The sequence below is a fragment of the Streptomyces sp. NPDC001880 genome (assembly GCF_053594575.1).
Map to the genome: position 1 here is coordinate 1 of NZ_JBSFET010000014.1, position 20,917 is coordinate 20,917.

Consider the following 20,917-nt stretch of genomic DNA (forward strand, 5'->3'; position numbering starts at 1 on the left):
GTCGTCCGCCCAGGGGGCGGACGACGCCGACCAGGCGGGACTTTCGAAACACGCCCTAGTTGCCGGTGTGGAGGCGCAGCGTCCGCACACCGCCCCGGCTGAGGAGCTCGACTATCCGCTCCCCCGCCGGCTTGCGGACCGCCGCGCCGCACTGCGGGCAGGTGAAGGAGTAGAACGTCGTCCGACGGCTCGCCCCCACGGCGAGGCGGATAGCGGCCGCAGCCAGTTCGAACCGCTCGTGGCAGTCCGGGCAGGCTGCCTTGAACCGTACGGACTCGGGCACCACCACGGTCGGAACACCCGACATCACAGACATATTGCTCATATCTCCCTCAGGTTTCCGCTCAGACCTGCACGTCGTACGCGGCGAGCGCCGCACGGGCCGCCTGCTGTGCGCTCCGGGCCAGCTCCGGCGGGGAGACGATGCGGCCCTCGCCGCCCAGTCGCAGTGCGAGCCTGCGCAGCGAGGCCGGGTCGGGCGTGCGCAGGGCGATCCGCAGTCCGCCGTCGGGCAGTTCCTCCGCGCTGTCGTGCGGGTAGTACTCGGCGACCCAGCGTCCGCCTGGGCCCACCTCGACGACGACCTCCGGGTCCTCGGCGGCCGGCTGGACAAGTCCCTCGGACAGATCCCGCAGTTCCAGCTCGGGCGGCGCGGCCGGCTCGTCGAGCAGCCGGATCTCGGCAACCCGGTCGAGCCGGAACGTACGCCGGTCCTCGGACGACCTGCACCAGGCCTCCATGTAGGTGTGCCCCACGGCGAACAGCCGGATCGGGTCCACCTCGCGCTCGGTGAGCTCGTCGCGCGCGGGAGAGTAGTAGCGCAGCCAGAGCCGGCGCCGCTCGGAGATCGCCCGGTCCACATCGGCGAAGACGCCGCCCTCGGACTCGAAGGTGACCGAGAGCCGCGAGCTCGCCGCCCCCACCTCGCCGGCCGCGGTCTCCAGCTTCGCGGTGGCCCGCAGCAGCGCCTGCCGGTCGCTCTCGCGCAGCCCCGGCAGCGTGGCCACCGCGCGGGCGGCGACCAGCAGGGCCGTCGCCTCGTCGGCCGCGAGCCGCAGCGGCTCCGCGACGTCGTCCGGGTTGTGCCACCAGATGCGGTCGCCGTCGGTGTCGATGTCCAGCAGGTCCCCGCCGCGGAAGCTCGTACCGCACATGGGCAGTACGTCGAGGTCCGAGATCAGCTCGTCCTCGGAGATCCCGAAGGCGCGGGCGACGTCCTGGACATGGGCGCCGGGGCGCTCGCGCAGATACGTCACCAGGGAGAGCATCCGGCGGGTCTGGTCGATCGCGTTCGTGGCCATGGGTGCCGTTTCCCTCTCAGTCCTTGGCCACGGCGCGCAGCCGGTCCACCACATCGGCCCGCAGGTCGGCGGGTTCCTGCACGACGACGTCCGGACCGAACTCGACGAGCCAGGCGTCCAGACCGTGTCCGTACGGAATCTCCAACTCGTCCCACCCGTTCCCGAGTTCCCGGACCGCCACGGCGCGCGAGCGCAGCGGGTAGCCGGCACCGGTGCGCAGCCTGATCAGCGCGGTCCTGGTGGCCGTCTCCCCCGCCCAGCTCTCGACCGTCTCGCGTACGGTCACGACGTCGGGCACCTCGGCGGTGAACGCCCCGGCCCGGGAGCGGACCCGTCCGGTGATCCGGGAGAGCCGGAACACCCGCTCCGCGCCGCGCTCCCGGTCCCAGCCGGCCAGGTACCAGTGTCCGCGCCAGCACTCCAGGGTCCACGGCTCGACCTGGCGCTGTTCGGGCTTGGCGGCGTTGCCCTTGCGGTAGTCGAAGGTCACCGGGCGGCGGTTGCGGCAGGCCAGCATCAGCGGCTCGAACGCCGCCTCGTGGACGGGGATGCGCGGTTCGAGGGCGCTGTGCACCTCGTACGCGTCCTCGGCCTCCGGCATCCCGGCGGCCCGCAGCTTCTGCAGCGCACCGCTGGCCGCGCCGGCCAGCCGCGCCTGCTGCCAGACCTTGGCAGCCAGCCCCAGCGCGGCGGCCTCCTCGGCGTCCAGCGTGATCGGGGGCAGCCGGTTGCTGTCGCGGCGGGCGAGATACCCCGTCTCGCCGTCCAGGTTCTCCACCGTCTCGATGATCAGGCCGAGCTCGCGCAGGTCGTCCTTGTCACGCTCGAACATCCGGTTGAAGGCGTCGTCGGAGCCCGCTTCCAGATAGGCCTCGATGGATCCGCGCAGCTCGCGCTTGCTGAGCGGACGGCGGGTCCCCAACAGGCACAGCGCCAGGTTCATCAGCCGCTCGGCCTTGGCAATCGCCATCGATGCCCTTTCTGTTTCGCTCTACGACCGTCGACCGTACCGCTACGCGGTGTCGGGACAAAAGCGAGGGCCCGTGCCTCGCGGCACGGGCCCTCGTATCGCACGGATGCGGATCAGACGGCGACCAGGTCGCAGACGAAGATCAGCGTCTCGCCGGGCGCGATGCGGCCGCCGCCGGCGCCGCGGTCGCCGTACGCGAGGTGCGCGGGAATGGTCAGCTGGCGACGGCCGCCGACCTTCATGCCCTCCACGCCCTTGTCCCAGCCGGTGATGACCTGGCCGGCACCGAGCTGGAACTGCAGCGGGGTGCCACGGTTCCAGGAGGCGTCGAACTCCTCGCCGGTGGAGAAGGCCACGCCCACGTAATGGACGGAGACGGTGGCGCCGGCCTTGGCGACCGGGCCGTCGCCCTCCCAGATGTCCTTGATCTCCAGATCGGCCGGCGGCTCGCCACCCGGGAAGTCGATCTCGGGCTTCTCGATGCTCACTGACTTGCTCCTCTTACTGATGAACTGCTGGGCAACCGGGACAGTCTTACATCTTCGCCAGGATGTCCACGGTGAAGACGAGGGTGGACTTGGCGGGGATGGACTGCTGCGCCTTGTCACCGAAGCCCTGGTCCGGCGGGATGACGAGCAGCACCCGGCTGCCGATCTTCTTGCCGACCAGCCCGTTCTTCAGCCCCTTCAGGGTCACCTGGGCGAGCGGGAAGGTCTGTGTCTTGCCCGTGGCGTAGGTGCTGTCGAAGGTCTTGCCGTCCTTCCACGTCATTCCGACGTAGTTCACGACGACGCTGTCGGTGTCCTTCACGACGTCGCCCTTGGACTCCAGGACGTAGTTGGAGACGAGCTTCGTCGGCGGGTCGGTCTTGGTCGGGATGGTGACCTTGGGGGCCTTGCCGTCCGTGTTGGTGCCGACCTTCGGCAGGTCGATGTCGTCCTGGGCGACCTCGGTGCCCTTGGCGGAGGCCGGGATCTGCGTCGCCTTCAGGACGTCGACGACGAAGACGAGCGTGGCGTTGGGCTTGATGTCGCCCTGGCCCTGGGCGCCGTAGCCGAGGTCCGGCGGAATGACCAGCTGGACCCTGCTGCCGACCTTCTGGCCGACGAGGCCCTTGTCCCAGCCCTGGATGACCATGCCGGCGCCGAGGGTCAGATCGAACGGCTGCTTGCGGTCGAAGCTGTTGTCGAAGGGCTTGTCCGAGTCCCAGGACTGACCGAGGTAGTTGACCTGGATCGCGTCGCCGTTCTTGAGCGTGGCGCCGTCTCCCTGGCTGACGACTCTGGTCTTCAGTTCCTTGGGCGGGTTCCCCGTGCCCTTGGCCAGGGTCGGCTTCTCACCGAATTTCGCGCCTGCGGTGATCGCGGGGAACCCGTCCTTCGACGCGGCGGAAGCGGAAACGGAATCAGAATCGGAGCCCTTCTCTTCGCCGCACCCCGCTGTCAGCAGCAACAGGGGGACGACGAGAAGGCCGGCAAGTCGGCGCACTTGTTCCTCAGATCTCAGACGGCACAGTTGGTTGAGTCCCCGACACTCTAGGGCGTACGCGGGGCCCCGTACGAGGAACGTACGGGGCCCGCGTCGCGTCGGTGGCCGGGATCGTCCTGCGCCGGCTCACATACCCGCGATCAATTTCTCCACACGGTCGTCGACCGAACGGAACGGGTCTTTGCACAACACGGTGCGCTGCGCCTGGTCGTTGAGCTTGAGGTGGACCCAGTCGACGGTGAAGTCCCGCCGCTGCTCCTGCGCCCTGCGGATGAAGTCGCCGCGCAGCCGTGCCCTGGTCGTCTGCGGGGGCACGGACTTGCCCTCGAAGATCTTCAGGTCATTGCAGACACGGGCGGCCTGCCCCTTGCGCTCCAGCAGGTAGTACAGGCCGCGACGGCGGTGGATGTCGTGGTAAGCGAGGTCTATCTGGGCGACCCGCGGATGCGACATGGTCATGTTGTGTTTGGCCCGGTACCGCTCGATGAGCTTGTGCTTCATCACCCAGTCGATCTCGGTTTCGATCCGGTCGAGGTCCTGGGCCTCGACCGCGTCGAGCGTGCGGCCCCAGAGCTCCAGGACCCGGGCGACGGTTCCGGTGCGGATGCCACGGCGGTCGACGAAGTCGACGGCCTTCTCGTAGTACTCGCGCTGCACCTCGATGGCGGACGCCTCACGGCCACTGGCCAGGCGCACCTTGCGCTGCCCCGTGGTGTCGTGGCTGACCTCCCGGATCGCCCGGATGGGGTTCTCCAGCGTCAGATCCCGCATCACCGTGCCCGCTTCGATCATGCGGAGCACCAGGTCGGTCGCGCCGACCTTGAGCAGCATGGTCGTCTCGGACATGTTGGAGTCACCGACGATGACGTGGAGGCGGCGGTACCGCTCCGCGTCCGCGTGCGGTTCGTCACGCGTATTGATGATCGGGCGGGAACGCGTGGTCGCGGAACTGACGCCCTCCCAGATGTGTTCGGCACGCTGGCTGACGCAGTAGACCGCGCCCCGGGGGGTCTGCAGCACTTTGCCCGCGCCGCAGATCAGTTGCCTCGTGACGAGGAAGGGAATGAGGATGTCCGCGAGCCGGGAGAATTCTCCGTGCCGGGCCACGAGATAGTTCTCGTGACATCCGTAGGAGTTTCCCGCCGAGTCGGTGTTGTTCTTGAAGAGATAGACGTCGCCCGCGATTCCCTCCTCGTGCAGGCGGCGTTCGGCGTCGACGAGCAGGCCTTCGAGAATGCGCTCGCCGGCCTTGTCGTGGGTGACCAGTTCGGTCAGGTTGTCGCATTCGGGGGTTGCATATTCCGGATGCGATCCCACGTCAAGGTAGAGGCGGGCGCCGTTCCGCAGAAAGACATTGCTGCTGCGGCCCCATGACACAACACGGCGGAAGAGGTAGCGCGCCACTTCATCAGGGGACAGTCGGCGCTGTCCCCTGAACGTGCACGTGACGCCGTACTCGTTCTCCAGCCCGAAAATGCGGCGGTCCATGACTGAACATTACGCCTGATGGCCTGAGCTGAAACCGGGTTCGACAGCACCGTTTCGATCATTTTCCGATCCCCGCACGGCAACGGCCGTACGCCCGGGAACTGCCAGCACCCTTCCCGTCGCCAGCAGGACGAGCAGTGCCGCCACCCCACCGGCGGCCGCCACGGCGAAGCCCCATGAGGTGCCTCCCAGCTCGATGGCCGGGCCCGCCACGGCCGTTCCCGCCGCCGCGCCGACCCCGAAGGTGGTCACCAGCCAGGAGAACGCCTCGGTCACAGTACCCCGCGGGGCATGCCGGTCGACCACGATGAAGGAGCATGCGATGGCGGGGGCCAGAAAAACTCCGGCCACTGCCGCCAGTGCGGTCATGGCGACCACTCCGGGGGTCAGCATCAGCGGCAGATAGCCCAGTGCCAGCAGCGCCACGATGACCCGCAGCCGGCGCTCCGGCGCCCCGGCCCACTGCCGTGCCCCGTAGACCACGCCGCCGATCAGCGCACCCAGCCCGAGCGCGGCCATCAGCCAGCCGTACACCGACTCCCGGCCGTGGTCGTCGGCATACGCCACACCGGCCACCGTGATCGAGCCGAGCGCGAGTCCGACGAAGAAGAACGATCCGAGCAGCGCCAGCAGCCCCGGCGAGCGCAGCGCGCCCAGCCAGTGCGCCTCGCGGGGTGCGGAGCGCCAGGCCCGGGAGGGCTCGGACAGGACGACGGAGAGCGCCCCCAGGACCCCCGTCGCATTGATGACCAGCAGGGCCGCGGCGGGTGACCAGAGCGAGACCAGCACCGTCACCAGCAGCGGGCCAACGGTGAACATGACCTCCTGGGCGACGGCGTCCAGGGCGTACGCTCGGTGCACCCGGTCCTCACCGCCCAGAACACTCGGCCACAGGGCCCGCAGGCCACCCTCCAGCGGCGGCGTGAAGACGCCGGCCACCGCCACCGCCGCGTAGGCCAGCGGCAGCGACCCCAGGCCCGCCAGGGCCAGCAGAGCCATGCCGAGCGCCGAAACCACCGCGGCCGGGAGCTGGACGCGCGGCTGGCCGTACAGATCCACTGCGCGGCCCAGCAGCGGCTGGCCGACCGCGGTGGCCAGCCCGTACACGGCCGCGAGCGCTCCGGCGAGGGCGTAGCTGCCGCCCTCGGAGCGGGTGAACAGCACGATCGCGACGGGGGCGGTGCCGTTGGGCAGTCGCCCCACCAGGGTCCCCGCCAGCAGCCGGGCGGCATGCCGCGTCCGGAGGATGTCCAGATATCCCGCGGCCATGTCCTGTCGCCCCTCTCCCCCGGCGTCCGACGACCCCGAGGTTTTACGTATAACGTCAGGGTCATACGTACCATGTGCCCAGTCCGCAGGTCCACCTCACGGCGCCTGCCCCGACCGGCCCGGAGGTCCGAGTGACCAGCGCAGCACAGCCCGTCCCGACCCGGCCCACCAGCCGCGACGTCGCCCGGGCCGCGGGCGTCTCGCAGGCCAGCGTCTCCCTCGTGCTCGGCGGCAAGTGGCGCGGCCGGGTCTCCGAGGCCACCGCCGAGCGCGTACGCACCGCCGCCCACGAGCTCGGCTACCGCCCCAACCTCGCCGCCCGCAACCTGCGCCTGGGCCGTACCAGGACCGCGCTGCTGGTCGTCCCCGCGCTCACCAACGAGTTCTTCGCGCGTGTCTACACCGGCGCCGCCGCGGTCGCCGCCGAACACGGCTTCGGCGTCGTCCTCTACCCGTCCCCCGACGGCACCGGCCCGGCCCGGGACCCCTTCGACTCCGCGAGTGCCTCCCTGGACGGCGTGATCGCCTCGTCCATGGCCGCCGGCGCGCTCGACGAGCTGCGCGGCGCGGGCCTGCCGCTGGTCATGCTCGACAGCGACCCGGCGGACACCGGTGTCGCTGCCCGCGTCAATCTGGACATCGCCGACGGAATGCGGCAGGTGGCAGACCATCTGCTCACCCTCGGCCACCGCCGCTTCGTCCACCTGGCCTCGGCGGTGGGCTCCTGGACCTTCGCGGTGCGCGGCCGGGCGCTCCACGACGCCCTGCGGGCCGTTCCCGGCACCTCCGTACGGACCGTACCGGCGGCGCTCGACGTCCACGCGGGCCGCATCGCGGCGGAGCACGCGCTCGCCGCCCCGGGCCCCCGGCCCACCGCCATCGTCTGCGACGACGACATCCTCGCCGCGGGTGCCTGCAAGGCCGCCCGCAGGCTCGGCCTCCGCGTGCCCGACGACCTGTCCGTCACCGGCTTCGACGATCTGGCCCTGGCCACGGCCGTCGAGCCGGAACTCACCACCGTGCAGCTGCCCGCCGAGCAGGTCGGGGAGCGCGGCATGGCGGCGCTGCTGGCGGTCCTGGACGACCGGTCGGCCGAACCCGGCAGCCTCCCCGTGCACCTGGTGGCCCGAGGGTCGTCGGCGCCCCCGCCCGCAGGCACCCCGCACACATGACAGTGCCCCGGCCCGCCGAGTGCGGCGGGCCGGGGCACTGGAACAGCGATGGGGCGTCCCGGGGGCTACTCCACGTCCCCGCCGGAGTCGGTGGACTCGGGAGCATCCGTCGCGGCGGACTCGCCGCCCTCGCCCTCTTCCGTGTCGGAGGGGGCGTCCGTCGGGGCGGAGCCACCGTCCGCCTCCAGCAGGCGCGCCAGTTGCCTGCCGACGATCCGCTTGAACTTCCGCTGCTGCGGCCGCGTACGGTCCAGGACCGCGACCTCCAGCCGCTCCGCGGGGATCTCCCGCTCACTGCCGTTGGGATCGCGCGACAGCGCCTGCACCGCCAGCTTCAGCGCCTCGGCGAGCGTCATCCCGTCGCGGTGCCGCTGGTCCAGGAAGGTGCTGATCTGCTCGGCGTTGCCGCCGACCGCGACCGATCCGTGCTCGTCGACGATCGAGCCGTCGTGCGGCAGCCGGTAGATCTGGTCGCCCTCGGGCTCGACGCCCACCTCGGCGACCACCAGCTCCACCTCGTACGGCTTCTCGGCCGCACTGGAGAAGATGGTGCCCAGCGTCTGCGCGTAGACGTTGGCCAGCCCACGGGCCGTCACGTCGTCACGGTCGTAGGTGTATCCACGCAGATCGGCATAGCGTACGCCGCCGATACGGAGATTCTCGTACTCGTTGTACTTGCCGGCGGCAGCGAAGCCGATCCGGTCGTAGATCTCGCTGAACTTGTGCAGCGCACGGGACGGGTTCTCGCCGACGAACACAATGCCGTCGGCATACTGCAGCACAACCAGGCTGCGACCACGGGCAATGCCCTTCCGGGCGTATTCCGCCCGGTCGGCCATGGCCTGCTGGGGTGAGACATAGAACGGCGTCGACACCGGTTATCCGTCCCTTTCTGTCAGTGACAAGAGCATCGAAGAAGCAGCGGAACCGCGGTCAGAGCAGCGCGGCGCGCGGGCCGTCGGGCTGCTCCAGACGCTGTTCCAGGATGGAGCGGGCGATCTCGGAGGATTCCGCCTCCTCCAGCCTCCGGAAGCCCTCGTCGGTGATGACGGTGACGATCGGGTAGATCCGCCGGGCCACATCCGGACCGCCGGTTGCCGAATCGTCGTCCGCGGCGTCGTACAGCGCCTGTACGACCAGGGTGAGCGCCTCCTGCTCCGTCAGGTCCTGGCGGTAGAGCTTCTTCATCGAGCTGCGGGCGAAGACCGACCCGGAGCCGGTGGCCGCGTAGCCCTGCTCCTCGGAACGGCCGCCGGTGACGTCGTACGAGAAGATGCGGCCCTTCTCACGGTCGATGTCGAAGCCTGCGAAGAGCGGCACGACGGCAAGGCCCTGCATGGCCATGGCCAGATTGCTGCGGATCATCGTGGAGAGCCGGTTCGCCTTGCCCTCCAGGGAGAGCTGTGCTCCCTCGACCTTCTCGAAGTGCTCCAGCTCCAGCTGGAAGAGCTTGACCATCTCCACGGCCAGCCCGGCCGTGCCGGCGATGCCCACCGCCGAGTACTCGTCGGCCGGGAAGACCTTCTCGATGTCTCGCTGCGCGATCACATTGCCCATGGTCGCGCGCCGGTCACCGGCCAGCACCACGCCGCCGTCGAAGGTCGCCGCGACGATGGTCGTCCCGTGCGGTGCCTCGACGGCCCCCTGGAGCGGCGGCAGGTTCCGGTTGCCCGGGAGCATCCCGGGCGACTGGTCGGACAGGAAATCCATGAACGAAGAGGATCCCGGCGTCAGGAAGGCAGCTGGTAGACGCCCGGTGCTACGAGTGTTGGCTTCCACGCGTTTCCCTCCAGGTAAGCGACGGCCCTGAGCTAGGCGTCAGGATCGTCTCCCAACTTGCCGATGGCCGAATTGCAGTTGATGCGGTTACGCCACGGACCCTACCCGTCCCGCGGCGGTGATCCACACGAACGGCGGGGGCAGCCGCACGGCTCGCGGTGCCGCTTGCGCCCGCGCGGTACGGGCCGGTCGGCCCGTACCGCGCGCAACGCTCTCCACTCCCCCGGGTTCAGATGTGTGAACTATTGTCCACCCTTTTGAACGAAGGAGCGCACGAAGTCCTCCGCGTTCTCTTCCAGCACGTCATCGATCTCGTCCAGAACCGAGTCGACGTCGTCGCTCAGCTTCTCCTGGCGGTCCTTGAGGTCCTCGGAGACCTGGGCGTCCTGCGCCTGCTCCTCGACCTCCTCGGTGGAACGCGTCGCCTTCTGCTGTCCGCCGCCGGTGTCCTTGGTCGCCATCTAGCTCACCCCGCTCGGTTCGAAGCACTTGATCAGACCCTACCCACGGGCTCCGACATCGGCCCGGTACTTCCCTCAACGTCCGGGGGACATCCCGATGATTCCCCGATCCCCGCCCTTTCAGCCGCCCGACAGGACCTGGACCAGCTCCTCGGCCGTGCGGCAGCGGTCCAGGAGCTCCTTGACGTGGCTGCGGGTGCCGCGCAGCGGTTCCAGGGTGGGTACCCGTTGCAGAGAGTCATGACCCGGCAGGTCGAAGATGACCGAGTCCCACGAGGCCGCCGCCACGTCGTCGGCGTACTGCTCCAGGCAGCGACCGCGGAAGTAGGCCCTGGTGTCCTCCGGAGGCCCCGTACGGGCCCGCTCGACCTCGCTCTCGTCCAGGAGCCGCTTCATCTTCCCGCGGGCCGCCAGGCGGTTGTACAGGCCCTTCTCGGCCCGCACGTCGGCGTACTGGAGATCCACCAGGTGCAGGCGTGCCGCGTCCCAGTCGAGGCTGTCCCGGCGGCGGTAGCCCTCCATGAGCTCCCGCTTGGCGATCCAGTCGAGCTCGCCGGACAGGCTCATCGGATCGTTCTCCAGCCGGTTGAGGGTGTCCTCCCAGCGGATCAGGACATCCTTGGTCTGCTCGTCGGCATCGGCCCCGTACCGCTCCTCGACATACTTGCGGCCCAGCTCGAAGTACTCCATCTGCAGTTGTACGGCGGTGAGGGTGCGGCCGCTGCGCAGCGTGACGAGGTGCTTCAGGGTCGGGTCGTGGGAGACGTTGTGCAGGGTGCGCACCGGCTGGTCGACCGCGAGATCGACGTTGATGAAGCCGTCCTCGATCATGGAGAGGACCAGGGCGGTGGTGCCCAGCTTGAGATAGGTGGAGACCTCCGAGAGGTTCGCGTCCCCGATGATCACATGGAGCCGGCGGTACTTCTCGGCGTCGGAGTGCGGTTCGTCGCGGGTGTTGATGATGGGACGCTTGAGCGTGGTTTCCAGCCCGACCTCGACCTCGAAGTAGTCGGCGCGCTGACTGATCTGGAAGCCGTGCTCGTGGCCGTCCTGGCCGATTCCCACGCGCCCCGCGCCGGTGACCACCTGGCGGGAGACGAAGAACGGGGTCAGATGGCGCACGATGTCGGAGAACGGGGTGTCCCGCTTCATCAGGTAGTTCTCGTGCGTGCCGTACGAGGCGCCCTTGTTGTCGGTGTTGTTCTTGTAGAGATGGATCGGCTGGGCGCCGGGAAGCTGGGCCGCGCGCTCGGCGGCCTCGGCCATGATGCGTTCGCCGGCCTTGTCCCAGAGGACCGCGTCCCGCGGATTGGTGACCTCCGGGGAGCTGTACTCCGGGTGTGCGTGGTCGACGTAGAGGCGGGCCCCATTGGTGAGGATGACATTGGCGAGGCCGATGTCCTCGTCGGTGAGCTGGCTGGAGTCCGCGGTCTCGCGGGCGAGGTCGAAACCTCGCGCGTCCCGCAGCGGGTTCTCCTCCTCGAAGTCCCAGCGGGCGCGGCGCGCCCGGTGCATCGCCGCGGCGTAGGCGTTGACGATCTGGGACGAGGTGAGCATGGCATTGGCGTTGGGGTGGCCGGGGACGGAGATCCCGTACTCCGTCTCGATGCCCATTACTCGCCGTACGGTCATGCGGCCCTCCTTGCCCGGCGGCGCTCCCTTGAGGGGCGGCGCTCAAGTACCGCTGCTTGTCGGTGCGCGTGCGCTGCCCGTCCACGCACTGCGCGACCGGGCGGTACGCAAGAGCCTAGAGCGCCTCTGTGCTGGTGGGGAGATCAATTACGTCATTGCTGCGGTGTCGCGTGAGCTGGACCGAAAGCAACCGGCTGCGGATGCCCGGCCGGGCATCCGCAGCCTGTCCGTGTTCTACAGGTACTGCCCGGTGTTCGCCACCGTGTCGATGGAGCGCCCGGTGTCCGCGCCCTGCTTTCCTGTGACGAGCGTACGGATGAAGACGATCCGCTCGCCCTTCTTGCCGGAGATCCTGGCCCAGTCGTCCGGGTTGGTGGTGTTCGGCAGGTCCTCATTCTCCTTGAACTCGTCCACGCATGCCTGGAGGAGGTGGGAGACGCGAAGGCCCTTCTGGCCCTGGTCGAGGAATGCCTTGATGGCCATCTTCTTGGCCCGGTCGACGATGTTCTGGATCATCGCGCCGGAGTTGAAGTCCTTGAAGTACAGGACTTCCTTGTCACCGTTGGCGTACGTGACTTCGAGGAAGCGGTTCTCCTCGGACTCGGTGTACATCCGCTCGACGACGGACTGGATCATGGCGTGTGCCGCGGTTTCCTTGGAACCGGTGTGCTCCGCGAGGTCGTCCGCGTGCAGCGGCAGCGACGGCGTGAGGTACTTCGCGAAGATGTCCTTCGCGGCCTCCGCGTCCGGGCGCTCGATCTTGATCTTCACATCGAGACGGCCGGGGCGCAGGATCGCGGGGTCGATCATGTCCTCGCGGTTGGAGGCGCCGATGACGATGACGTTCTCCAGGCCCTCGACGCCGTCGATCTCGGCGAGCAGCTGGGGGACGATGGTGTTCTCCACGTCCGAGCTGACGCCGGATCCCCGGGTGCGGAAGAGGGACTCCATCTCGTCGAAGAAGACGATGACGGGGGTGCCCTCGCTCGCCTTCTCGCGGGCACGCTGGAAGACCAGGCGGATGTGCCGCTCGGTCTCGCCGACGTACTTGTTGAGGAGCTCCGGACCCTTGATGTTGAGGAAGTAGCTCTTGCCCGCCGGCTGGCCGGTGACCTCGGCGACCTTCTTGGCAAGGGAGTTGGCGACGGCCTTGGCGATAAGTGTCTTGCCGCAGCCGGGCGGACCGTAGAGCAGGATGCCCTTCGGCGGACGCAGTTCGTGTTCCTTGAAGAGGTCGGGGTGGAGGTAGGGGAGCTCGACCGCGTCCCGGATCAGCTCGATCTGATCGCCCAGGCCGCCGATCTTGTCGTAGTCGATGTCCGGTACCTCTTCGAGGACGAGCTCCTCGACCTCGCTCTTGGGCACTACTTCGTAGACATAGCCGGACCTGGGTTCGAGCAGGAGGGCGTCGCCGGGGCGGATGGAGGCGTTCAGCAGCGGCTCGGCGAGCCGCACCACCCGTTCCTCGTCGGTGTGCCCGATGACCAGGGCCCGCTCGCCGTCCTCAAGGATCTCCTTGAGGGTGACGATGTCCCCGGCCCGCTCGAATTCCATGGCGTCAACCACGTTGAGAGCTTCGTTGAGCATGACTTCCTGGCCGCGCCGGAGGTCGTCGAGCTCGACACTGGGGCTGACGTTCACCCGGAGCTTCCGGCCCCCGGTGAAGATGTCGCAGGTGCCGTCCCCATTGCCCTGCAGAAACACACCGAAACCGGCCGGCGGCTGTGCGAGCCGGTCGACTTCTTCCTTGAGGGCCACGATCTGGTCGCGGGCCTCGCGCAATGTGTTGGCGAGCCGCTCATTCTGTGCGGACACGCCTGCCAGGTTGGTCTGCAACTCGACGATCCGCTCTTCGAGAATCCTCGTATGGCGCGGAGAGTCGGCGAGCTTACGTCGCAGGACGGCGATTTCCTGCTCGAGATAGGCGACCTGGCCGGCTGGGTCTTCGGACCCCCGCCCGGGCCGGATGCCGCGGTTGATGTCGTCGTCGTGGGCTGCCACGGTCCTCACCTCCTCCAAGGGGAGCTGGACGCTTCCTGACCCTACCTGGGTGGGTGATGATTGAAACCCCTAGATCACAAAGACTGCGGGGCGTGTCCGATCTTCACCCTTGCGTTCCCCCTCGTGACAGGGGAATACCCACCCTTCAACATCGGAAAGCGGCCGGTTGTATCGTCGAACCGTTCAACACCCGTCAGGGCTGGCTTCTTTTGGTTCGGATACGCAGGAAACGGCAGGAGAAATGACCGTGCAGCAGGACGCTCCCAACGGTGGCGACGCACAGGAGCTGGAGGTCTGGATCGACCAGGACCTCTGCACGGGAGACGGCATCTGCGTCCAGTACGCGCCCGAGGTCTTCGAGCTGGACATCGACGGTCTGGCGTACGTGAAGAGCGCGGACGACGAATTGCTGCAGGACAAGGGCGCGACCACGCCCGTTCCGCTGCCCCTGCTCCAGGACGTCGTCGATTCGGCCAAGGAGTGCCCGGGCGACTGTATCCACGTACGTCGCGTTTCGGACAGCGTCGAGGTGTACGGGCCCGAGGCCGCTTGATCCCGCGGTCACCGGGCCTCTTCGCTCACGCCCGGTGACCGGTCAGACGCTGCTCGGGGCGGCCCGGGTGGCACGGACGAATGCGCCGCCCTTCCACTGCCAGGTGACCCGCTCCTGCTGGTCGGGGCAGCAGCGCGCCACTGCGTCCGAGGAGTAGCCGAGCAGAGTGGCCGAGATGATTCCGTCACGCACCGCGAAATCGCCGATGCTCATCTGCTGAGCGGGGTCCACCAGGGTCGCCACGACCCGTGGTGCGGCCCCGCTGCCGCGCGTGAGGACGTATACGCCGCTGGGCGGGGTGCCCGAGCCGGCCGCGCAGTGGACCACCGCGACGGTTTCGGGGCGGTCGTCGCCGTCCAGGTCGCCGGTGGCCTGCTGGGCCACGGTGTGCTCCAGTCCCCCGCATTCCAGGGGGAAGTCCGCCCGTGCCGGATCCGGGGCGGTGACAGCCGTGGTGCCGGGCCGCGACTCGGTGCGGTGGGAAGTGGAGGCCGAGGCCGTGGGGTCCGGCTGGAGCAGGCCGGCGGCTGCGACGACGACGGCCATGGCGGTCGCGGTGGCGAGCCAGTGCAGCGGCTTGGTGTCGGTGTGCGCGAGGTCCGGGAGCTCGGAGGTCTGCACGCGGGATGTCTCCTGTGGTTCCTGTGGTCAAGGATGCCGGGACGGGCGGCGCCGCCGGTGGGACCGCTGCGGTGGCGCGGGGTGGCCAGCATCGTGCCACACCTCACAGAACAGCGGAACGGTGGGGTGGGCACCGATTGCCGGGCCCGTGGGGACGGTGTCCCCGTACCCGCAACGAAAGGGCGCCGTCGTGGAGTTCCCGGGCCGGTCCGGGAACTCCACGACGGCGCCGGTGCGTTGCGCGCGTCAGCCGCGTGAGGAGCCGCTCTGGCTGCCGGGACCGTCGTAGTCCTCGCCGTAGGCGCCCTTGGCGGGGCGGCGGCGGCGGAGCGGGGGTTCCACACCGTCGGCCAGGCGGCGGGCGGTGACGAGGAAGCCGGTGTGGCCGATCATGCGGTGGTCCGGACGGACGGCCAGGCCCTCGACGTGCCAGTTGCGGATCATCGATTCCCAGGGCTGCGGCTCGGCGAAGCAGCCGATCTCGCGGATGGACTCGACGGTCCGGGCGAGCTGGGTGGTGGTGGCGACGTACGCGCAGAGGATGCCGCCGGGCACCAGGGCCTTGGAGACGGCCTCCAGGCACTCCCAGGGGGCGAGCATGTCCAGGATGACGCGGTCGACGTCGGTGTCCGAGAGGTTGTCCTGGAGGTCGCCGACGGTGAGCTGCCAGGCAGGGTGCGGTTCGCCGAAGTAGCGCTCCACGTTCTGCTGGGCGATCTCGGCGAAGTCCTCGCGGCGCTCGTAGGAGTGCAGCATGCCCTGGTCGCCGATGGCGCGCAGCAGGAAGGTGGAGAGCGAGCCGGAGCCGACGCCGGCCTCCACGACGCGGGCGCCGGGGAAGATGTCGGCGAAGGCCAGGATCTGCCCCGCGTCCTTGGGGTAGACCACGGCGGCGCCGCGGGGCATGGACAGGACGTAGTCGGGGAGCAGCGGGCGCAGCGCGAGATAGGCGACGTTTCCCGTGGTCCGGACAACACTGCCCTCGGGAGCACCGATCAGCTCGTCGTGCGGGAAAGAACCCTTGTGGGTGTGGAAGTTCTTTCCGGCTTCGAGCGTGAAGGTGTAGTGGCGTCCCTTGGGATCGGTGAGCTGGACCTGGTCCCCGACCTTGAAGGGCCCGCGTCGGCGGGCGGCACCGGTCGGTTCAGACATGTGACCAGCGTACCGGTGATTCCCGGGGCTCCGACCGCGAGCCCGGGGCGGACCCCGGTGGTCAGGCGGCCGGCCTGGCCAGGGCCGCAACGAACGCGCGTTCGACGTCGGCGGTGGAGAGGACGCCGTAGATCTCGCCGGTCTCCTCCAGGACGAGATACTCGGTGGCCGGGCTGGCCTTGAGCCGGTCCAGGAGTGCCTCGCCGGACAGCTCGGCGGAGACCTTCATGCCTTCGGTGAGGTCCTGGGCGAGGCCGCTGACAGCCACCCAGGGGCGGCGGTGTTCCGGCACGCCGGCGATGGCCGTCTCCCGGACGATGCCCTTGGGCTCGCCTCGTCCGTCGACGACGACGAGGGCGCGGGCGCCCGCCTCGTTGGCCCGGCGCAAAGCCTCGGAGAGCGGGGTGGCGGACTCGACCGGGACGGCGCGCCGGGTGAGGGTACGGGCGCGCAGCTCGGGGAGATGTTCGCGCAGGCGGGCCATGCGCAAGCTGTTGCCCGCTCCGGTCCAGATGATCGCGGCGAGGATGGCGGCGAGCAGCGCGTCCGTGATCGTGTCCGTGCCGCTGAGCTCGGCCGGGTCGTTGCCCAGGGCCCCGGTGCGGGTGAGCAGCGGCAGGCCGATCAGGGTGACGACGGCGAGGGCGCGGCCGACCCACGCGGCGGCGACGGTGCCGCTCATCGGGCGGCCGGTGATCTTCCACACGACGGCGCGGAGCATCCGCCCGCCGTCCAGCGGGAGGCCGGGGAGCAGGTTGAAGGCGGCCACCAGGAGGTTGGAGATCATCAGCCCGGCGAGCAGGACACCGGGGACGGTGCCGGGGGCGACGAGCTTCATCCCGCCGTAGAACACGCCCGCGAGCACCAGGGAGAGCAGCGGTCCGACGAAGGCGAGCAGGAATTCGCGGCCCGGGGTCTCGGACTCCTTCTCGATCTCGGAGACGCCGCCGAAGAACTGGAGTTGGATGCGGCGCACCGGCAGCTTGTAGCGCAGCGCCACGACGGTGTGGGCGAGCTCGTGGACGAGCACGGAGGCGTAGAAGGCGATCGCGAAGAAGAGGGAGACCAGATAGCGCGCCGTGCCGAGCTCGGGCAGCACCCGGTCGAGCTGCCCGCCGAAGACCCAGGTGATCAGCGCGGCCACCAGGAACCAGCTGGGCGCGACGTACACCGGCACGCCGAAGGGACGGCCCATGAGGAGGCCGCCTCCGGGCTCTTCGGGGCGCTGCGGTTCGCCCTCGCCGGGGCCGGTGCCAGGGGTCTTGCCCCCTGCGCCGGGCTGCGGCTGCCCGCTGTCGCCGCTCTCGTCCACGGGGTCCCTCCGGTCGGTGCCCTACGGCACGATCATGCAGTGTTCGAGGCTGTGTGGTCGATGGTATGCCGCCCGCTGTCAGTGGCGGGCCATAGGGTCTTCGACATGACCACCGTGCCGCGGCCCCCTCAGCCGCCATCGTCCCTGTCGCCGTCGCGGGCGAGCGATTTCATGCAGTGCCCGCTGCTGTACCGCTTCCGGGTCATCGACAGACTGCCGGAGAAGCCCAGTGAGGCGGCTACCCGGGGCACGCTGGTGCATGCGGTGCTGGAGCGGCTCTTCGACAACCCCGCGGTGGAACGCACGGCGGGACGGGCCACGGCCCTGGTCCCCGCCCAGTGGGACCGGCTGCTGGAGTCGAAGCCGGAGCTGTCGGAGCTGTTCGCCGAGGATGCCGGGGGCGAGCGGCTCTCGCGCTGGCTCTCGGAGGCGGAGAGTTTGGTGGAGCGGTGGTTCTCGCTGGAGGATCCGACGCGTCTGGAGCCCGCCGAACGGGAGCTCTTCGTCGAGACGGAACTGGAGTCGGGGCTGCGGCTGCGCGGGGTGATCGACCGGATCGACGTGGCACCGACGGGCGAGGTCCGGATCGTCGACTACAAGACGGGAAAGGCGCCGCGCCCGGAGTACGCGGGAGGCGCGCTCTTCCAGATGAAGTTCTACGCCCTGGTGATCTGGCGGCTGAAGGGTGTGGTGCCGCGGCGGCTCCAGCTGGTCTACCTCGGCAGTGGGGACATCTTGACGTACGACCCGGTGGTGGCCGACCTGGAGCGGGTGGAGCGCAAGCTGCTGGCGCTGTGGGACGCGATCCGGCTGGCCACGGAGACGGGTGAGTGGCGGCCCCGGCCGACGAAGCTCTGCGGCTGGTGCGACCACCAGTCGGTCTGTCCCGAATTCGGCGGTACTCCCCCGGTCTATCCGTTGACGGTCCGCCCGGCGGAGCAGGGGCAGGATGTGCAGGGCAGAATGAATCCGGTCCGCGCTGAGGCCGGCCGGCCTGTGGCCCTCGAAGGACCCTGAAGGAGACCCTGTGGCTATCCGCGTCCTACTGGTCGACGACCAACCGCTGCTGCGCACCGGCTTCCGGATGATTCTGGAGGCGGAGGGCGATCTGGCGGTGGTGGGCGAGGCCGGTGACGGTCTCCAGGCTCTCGACCAGGTGCGGGCGCTGCAGCCCGATGTGGTGCTGATGGACATCCGCATGCCACGGATGGACGGCGTCGAGGCGACGCGCCAGATCACCGGGCCGGGCCGCGACGGCCCGGCGAAGGTGCTGGTGCTGACCACTTTCGATCTCGACGAGTACGTGGTGGAGGCCCTGCGCGCCGGTGCCAGCGGCTTTCTGCTGAAGGACGCTCCGGCCAATGAGCTGGTGCAGGCCATCCGGGTGGTCGCGGCGGGCGAGGCGATGCTCGCGCCGAGCATCACCCGCAGGCTTCTCGACAAGTACGCGGACCATCTGCCGTCCGGCGAGGAGCCGGTGCCCGACACCCTGCACACGCTGACCGACCGCGAGGTCGAGGTACTGAAGCTGGTGGCGCGCGGTCTGTCGAACGCGGAGATCGCTGCGGATCTGTTCGTCAGCGAGACGACAGTCAAGACGCATGTCGGCCATGTGCTGACCAAGCTCGGGCTGCGCGACCGCGTGCAGGCCGCCGTGTACGCGTACGAAAGCGGTCTGGTGCGCCCCGGCGCCCAGTAGTGCCCCGGGCCCGGGTCCGGGTCCGGGCGGGGTCTCCCGCCCCGGCCGGGGCGCCGTCCGGGCTCAGCGGGCCTCCTTCGCCAGCTCCCACAGCTGGAGATCGGCGGACGAGTTGACCGCCCATTCGACGCCGGTGAGGTCCTCGCGCGAGGCGGCGTACTGCTTGCCCTGCCAGATCGGCAGTACCGGCACGTCCTCGGCGACGATGTCCTGGAGCTGCTGGAAGGTCCCCGCCGCGGCACTGCGATCGGCCTCGCGGCGGGACTGCGGGATGAGCGTCTTCTGCGCCAGGGTCGACTTGTAGGGCGAGTTGAGGAAGTTGTTCCGGTCGAGGAACGGCGCCATGAAGTTGTCGGGGTCCGGGAAGTCGGGGAACCAGCCCATGCCGTAGACGGCGTAGTCGCCGCGCAGTTGTGCCGGGCGGTACTTCGCCCAGGGGGTTCCCTGGACGGTGACGTCGAACAGCCCGGTGTCGTTCAACTGCTTCTTCAGGGTTCCGAACTCGGCGGCGGTGCCGGCGCCGACACGGTCGGTCGGGTAGTGGAGCGTGAGCTTCACCGGGGTTTCGACGCCCGCCGTGTCCAGGATCGCCGCAGCCTTCTCGGCGCTGGGTTCGCCGTACTTGTTGTAGAACGAGTTGGCGTGCGCGGTGATTCCGGACGGGATCAGCGAGTACAGCGGCTCGGCCGTGGTGCCGTACACCCTGCTCGCGATTTCACCGCGGTCGACGACCTGGGCCATGGCCTGGCGGACGGCCTTGTTCTTGACGGCCGGATGGTCGGTGTTGAAGCCCAGGAAGTGGATGGCGAGGCCGGGCACCTCGGTGAGCTCGATACCGTCCCTGGGGTGTTCGAGCATCTGCTGGGACTGCTCGGGCGACATGGTGCGGGTCATCATGTCGATCTTCTCGTTGTCGAGGGCCTTGCCCATGGCCGCCGGGTCGGGGAAGACGTCCAGCTCGACCCTCTCGTTCCGTACCGTCAGATCTCCCTTGTAGTGAGGGTTCCTGGTGAAGAGCACCTTGACGACCTGGTTGTGCTCGACCACCGGCTTCATGGTGTAAGGGCCGGAGCCGTCCACCTGGAATCCGGTACGCGCGGACTGTGCCGAGTAATGGCTCCGCGGCACGATCCCGGCGACCGGGGTGGCGAGCTTGTACGGGAACGTGGCGTCCGGCGCGCGCAGGTGGAAGATGACCTCCCGCTCACCCTTCGTCTCTACCGTGTCGATGTTGTCGAGCAGGGCGACGGGCCCGTTGGGGGCATCGATGCGGATGACGCGGTCGATGGAGTACTTCACGTCGTCGGCGGTCATGGCCGTGCCGTCGGCGAACTTCAGACCGCTGCGCAGCCTGCAGCGGTAGCTCTCGTTCTGCGTGTCCGTGAAGGTGCAGCTCTCCGCGGCCTCGGGCACCGGCTCGCCGCCACCGCGCGGCACATGCACCAGGGTCTGCAGGGTCTGCCGGAGCACGTTCCACACACCGGCTTCATAACCGATGGCGGGATCGAGCGGCGCGGGATTGTCCTTCGAGGCGATGAACCGGTCCGTGGTGCCGACAACGATGGTGGCCTTGTCATCGCCCCCGTCGCCCGGTGCGCCGCAGGCGGCGAGTACGGGTGCGAGCAGGCCGACGACGGCCGGCAGCACCAGAGTCTTGCGGTTCATCTTGGACGCTCTCCCTCACCCGGGCATGGAGAAAACGACATTAGTAGGCGCTGTCGGCAATGACGGGCCGGAGAAGTACCGGCGCGTAAACGGATGGTGATGGGAATTACCGGCGAGCCATTTCCCCGCATCGAAAAGGTTTCGCCGATATCCGCATGAACCGGGGCACTTCACCCCCCTCAAAACAGACATGTCGGGCGATCTTGAAAGTGACCCGAAGTGCATCCGAAGCGCATTCGGGTGAGCAAGCTCACGCGCCGGACTGCTCGAATCCTTTACTGCTCACCCGACTCCTTTACTGCTCACCGGACTCGCCCACACCTGCACTCGACAGAAAACGCACCATCCACCACC

At 69.0% G+C, this 20,917-nt stretch carries 20 protein-coding genes and 1 pseudogene; 4 read left to right on the forward strand and 17 right to left on the reverse strand.

Annotated features, from left to right (window positions below):
* Positions 1 to 55: 55 nt before the first annotated feature.
* From ACWCQ6_RS11350 to ACWCQ6_RS11380, 7 genes are all read right to left on the reverse strand, one after another.
* Complete coding sequence (locus tag ACWCQ6_RS11350) at positions 56 to 325, reverse strand: hypothetical protein (protein WP_451087830.1); 270 nt, start codon at positions 323 to 325, stop codon at positions 56 to 58.
* 19 nt (positions 326 to 344) lie between these two features.
* The gene (locus ACWCQ6_RS11355) at positions 345 to 1,301 is read right to left on the reverse strand and encodes a helix-turn-helix transcriptional regulator (RefSeq protein WP_451087831.1); all 957 of its coding nucleotides are present in this window, start codon (positions 1,299 to 1,301) and stop codon (positions 345 to 347) included.
* 16 nt (positions 1,302 to 1,317) lie between these two features.
* A complete protein-coding gene (locus tag ACWCQ6_RS11360; protein ID WP_451087833.1) occupies positions 1,318 to 2,271 on the reverse strand; it encodes a helix-turn-helix transcriptional regulator in 954 nt (317 codons plus the stop codon).
* 113 nt (positions 2,272 to 2,384) lie between these two features.
* Positions 2,385 to 2,759, reverse strand: a complete 375-nt coding sequence (locus ACWCQ6_RS11365) for an FKBP-type peptidyl-prolyl cis-trans isomerase (RefSeq protein ID WP_451087835.1) — start codon at positions 2,757 to 2,759, stop codon at positions 2,385 to 2,387.
* A gap of 46 nt (positions 2,760 to 2,805) precedes the next feature.
* Positions 2,806 to 3,759, reverse strand: a complete 954-nt coding sequence (locus ACWCQ6_RS11370; RefSeq protein WP_451087837.1) for an FKBP-type peptidyl-prolyl cis-trans isomerase — start codon at positions 3,757 to 3,759, stop codon at positions 2,806 to 2,808.
* 126 nt (positions 3,760 to 3,885) lie between these two features.
* Entirely contained in the window at positions 3,886 to 5,247 is a 1,362-nt protein-coding gene (gene pafA / locus ACWCQ6_RS11375) for a Pup--protein ligase (RefSeq protein WP_451087839.1), read from the reverse strand.
* A 9-nt stretch (positions 5,248 to 5,256) separates the two neighbouring features.
* Positions 5,257 to 6,516: an MFS transporter gene (locus tag ACWCQ6_RS11380; RefSeq protein ID WP_451087841.1), complete on the reverse strand. Its 1,260-nt coding sequence runs from the start codon at positions 6,514 to 6,516 to the stop codon at positions 5,257 to 5,259.
* A 131-nt stretch (positions 6,517 to 6,647) separates the two neighbouring features.
* Between ACWCQ6_RS11380 and ACWCQ6_RS11385 the strand changes: the two genes are divergently transcribed.
* Entirely contained in the window at positions 6,648 to 7,688 is a 1,041-nt protein-coding gene (locus ACWCQ6_RS11385) for a LacI family DNA-binding transcriptional regulator (protein WP_451087843.1), read from the forward strand.
* A 65-nt stretch (positions 7,689 to 7,753) separates the two neighbouring features.
* On the opposite strand, the gene prcA is transcribed toward ACWCQ6_RS11385, so the two are convergent.
* The 6 genes and pseudogenes from prcA to arc form a co-directional block, all read right to left on the reverse strand.
* A complete protein-coding gene (gene prcA, locus ACWCQ6_RS11390) occupies positions 7,754 to 8,563 on the reverse strand; it encodes a proteasome subunit alpha (RefSeq protein WP_451087845.1) in 810 nt (269 codons plus the stop codon).
* A 58-nt stretch (positions 8,564 to 8,621) separates the two neighbouring features.
* Positions 8,622 to 9,467: a proteasome subunit beta gene (gene prcB, locus ACWCQ6_RS11395; RefSeq protein WP_451087847.1), complete on the reverse strand. Its 846-nt coding sequence runs from the start codon at positions 9,465 to 9,467 to the stop codon at positions 8,622 to 8,624.
* Positions 9,419 to 9,609, reverse strand: a pseudogene (locus tag ACWCQ6_RS11400) (endonuclease domain-containing protein); the annotation flags it as partial. The gene prcB and the pseudogene ACWCQ6_RS11400, both read right to left, overlap by 49 nt.
* Positions 9,610 to 9,709: 100 nt before the next feature.
* Positions 9,710 to 9,928: a ubiquitin-like protein Pup gene (locus ACWCQ6_RS11405; protein ID WP_124718707.1), complete on the reverse strand. Its 219-nt coding sequence runs from the start codon at positions 9,926 to 9,928 to the stop codon at positions 9,710 to 9,712.
* A 120-nt stretch (positions 9,929 to 10,048) separates the two neighbouring features.
* Complete coding sequence (gene dop / locus ACWCQ6_RS11410) at positions 10,049 to 11,560, reverse strand: depupylase/deamidase Dop (RefSeq protein WP_451087849.1); 1,512 nt, start codon at positions 11,558 to 11,560, stop codon at positions 10,049 to 10,051.
* Positions 11,561 to 11,794: 234 nt separating this feature from the next.
* Positions 11,795 to 13,561 carry a proteasome ATPase gene (gene arc / locus ACWCQ6_RS11415; protein WP_451087851.1) on the reverse strand — a complete coding sequence of 589 codons (1,767 nt, stop codon included), beginning with the start codon at positions 13,559 to 13,561 and terminating at the stop codon, positions 11,795 to 11,797.
* Between the two features lie 241 nt (positions 13,562 to 13,802).
* On the opposite strand from arc, the gene ACWCQ6_RS11420 reads away from it, so the two are divergent.
* A complete protein-coding gene (locus ACWCQ6_RS11420; protein ID WP_189543606.1) occupies positions 13,803 to 14,114 on the forward strand; it encodes a ferredoxin in 312 nt (103 codons plus the stop codon).
* Between the two features lie 42 nt (positions 14,115 to 14,156).
* On the opposite strand, the gene ACWCQ6_RS11425 is transcribed toward ACWCQ6_RS11420, so the two are convergent.
* The 3 genes from ACWCQ6_RS11425 to ACWCQ6_RS11435 all read right to left on the reverse strand — a co-directional run bounded on the left by ACWCQ6_RS11425 (position 14,157) and on the right by ACWCQ6_RS11435 (position 17,199).
* On the reverse strand, positions 14,157 to 14,735 hold the full coding sequence (locus ACWCQ6_RS11425) for a hypothetical protein (RefSeq protein ID WP_451087853.1): 579 nt from the start codon (positions 14,733 to 14,735) through the stop codon (positions 14,157 to 14,159).
* A gap of 246 nt (positions 14,736 to 14,981) precedes the next feature.
* The gene (locus ACWCQ6_RS11430) at positions 14,982 to 15,887 is read right to left on the reverse strand and encodes a tRNA (adenine-N1)-methyltransferase (protein WP_072484399.1); all 906 of its coding nucleotides are present in this window, start codon (positions 15,885 to 15,887) and stop codon (positions 14,982 to 14,984) included.
* Between the two features lie 61 nt (positions 15,888 to 15,948).
* Positions 15,949 to 17,199 carry a site-2 protease family protein gene (locus ACWCQ6_RS11435; protein ID WP_451087856.1) on the reverse strand — a complete coding sequence of 417 codons (1,251 nt, stop codon included), beginning with the start codon at positions 17,197 to 17,199 and terminating at the stop codon, positions 15,949 to 15,951.
* A 171-nt stretch (positions 17,200 to 17,370) separates the two neighbouring features.
* Between ACWCQ6_RS11435 and ACWCQ6_RS11440 the strand changes: the two genes are divergently transcribed.
* On the forward strand, positions 17,371 to 18,216 hold the full coding sequence (locus ACWCQ6_RS11440; RefSeq protein WP_451088045.1) for a RecB family exonuclease: 846 nt from the start codon (positions 17,371 to 17,373) through the stop codon (positions 18,214 to 18,216).
* Positions 18,217 to 18,226: 10 nt separating this feature from the next.
* Positions 18,227 to 18,898 carry a response regulator gene (locus ACWCQ6_RS11445; protein ID WP_093541287.1) on the forward strand — a complete coding sequence of 224 codons (672 nt, stop codon included), beginning with the start codon at positions 18,227 to 18,229 and terminating at the stop codon, positions 18,896 to 18,898.
* Between the two features lie 63 nt (positions 18,899 to 18,961).
* Here ACWCQ6_RS11445 and ACWCQ6_RS11450 read toward each other — a convergent pair whose 3' ends face one another.
* Entirely contained in the window at positions 18,962 to 20,563 is a 1,602-nt protein-coding gene (locus ACWCQ6_RS11450) for an ABC transporter substrate-binding protein (protein ID WP_451087858.1), read from the reverse strand.
* Positions 20,564 to 20,917 lie beyond the last annotated feature (354 nt).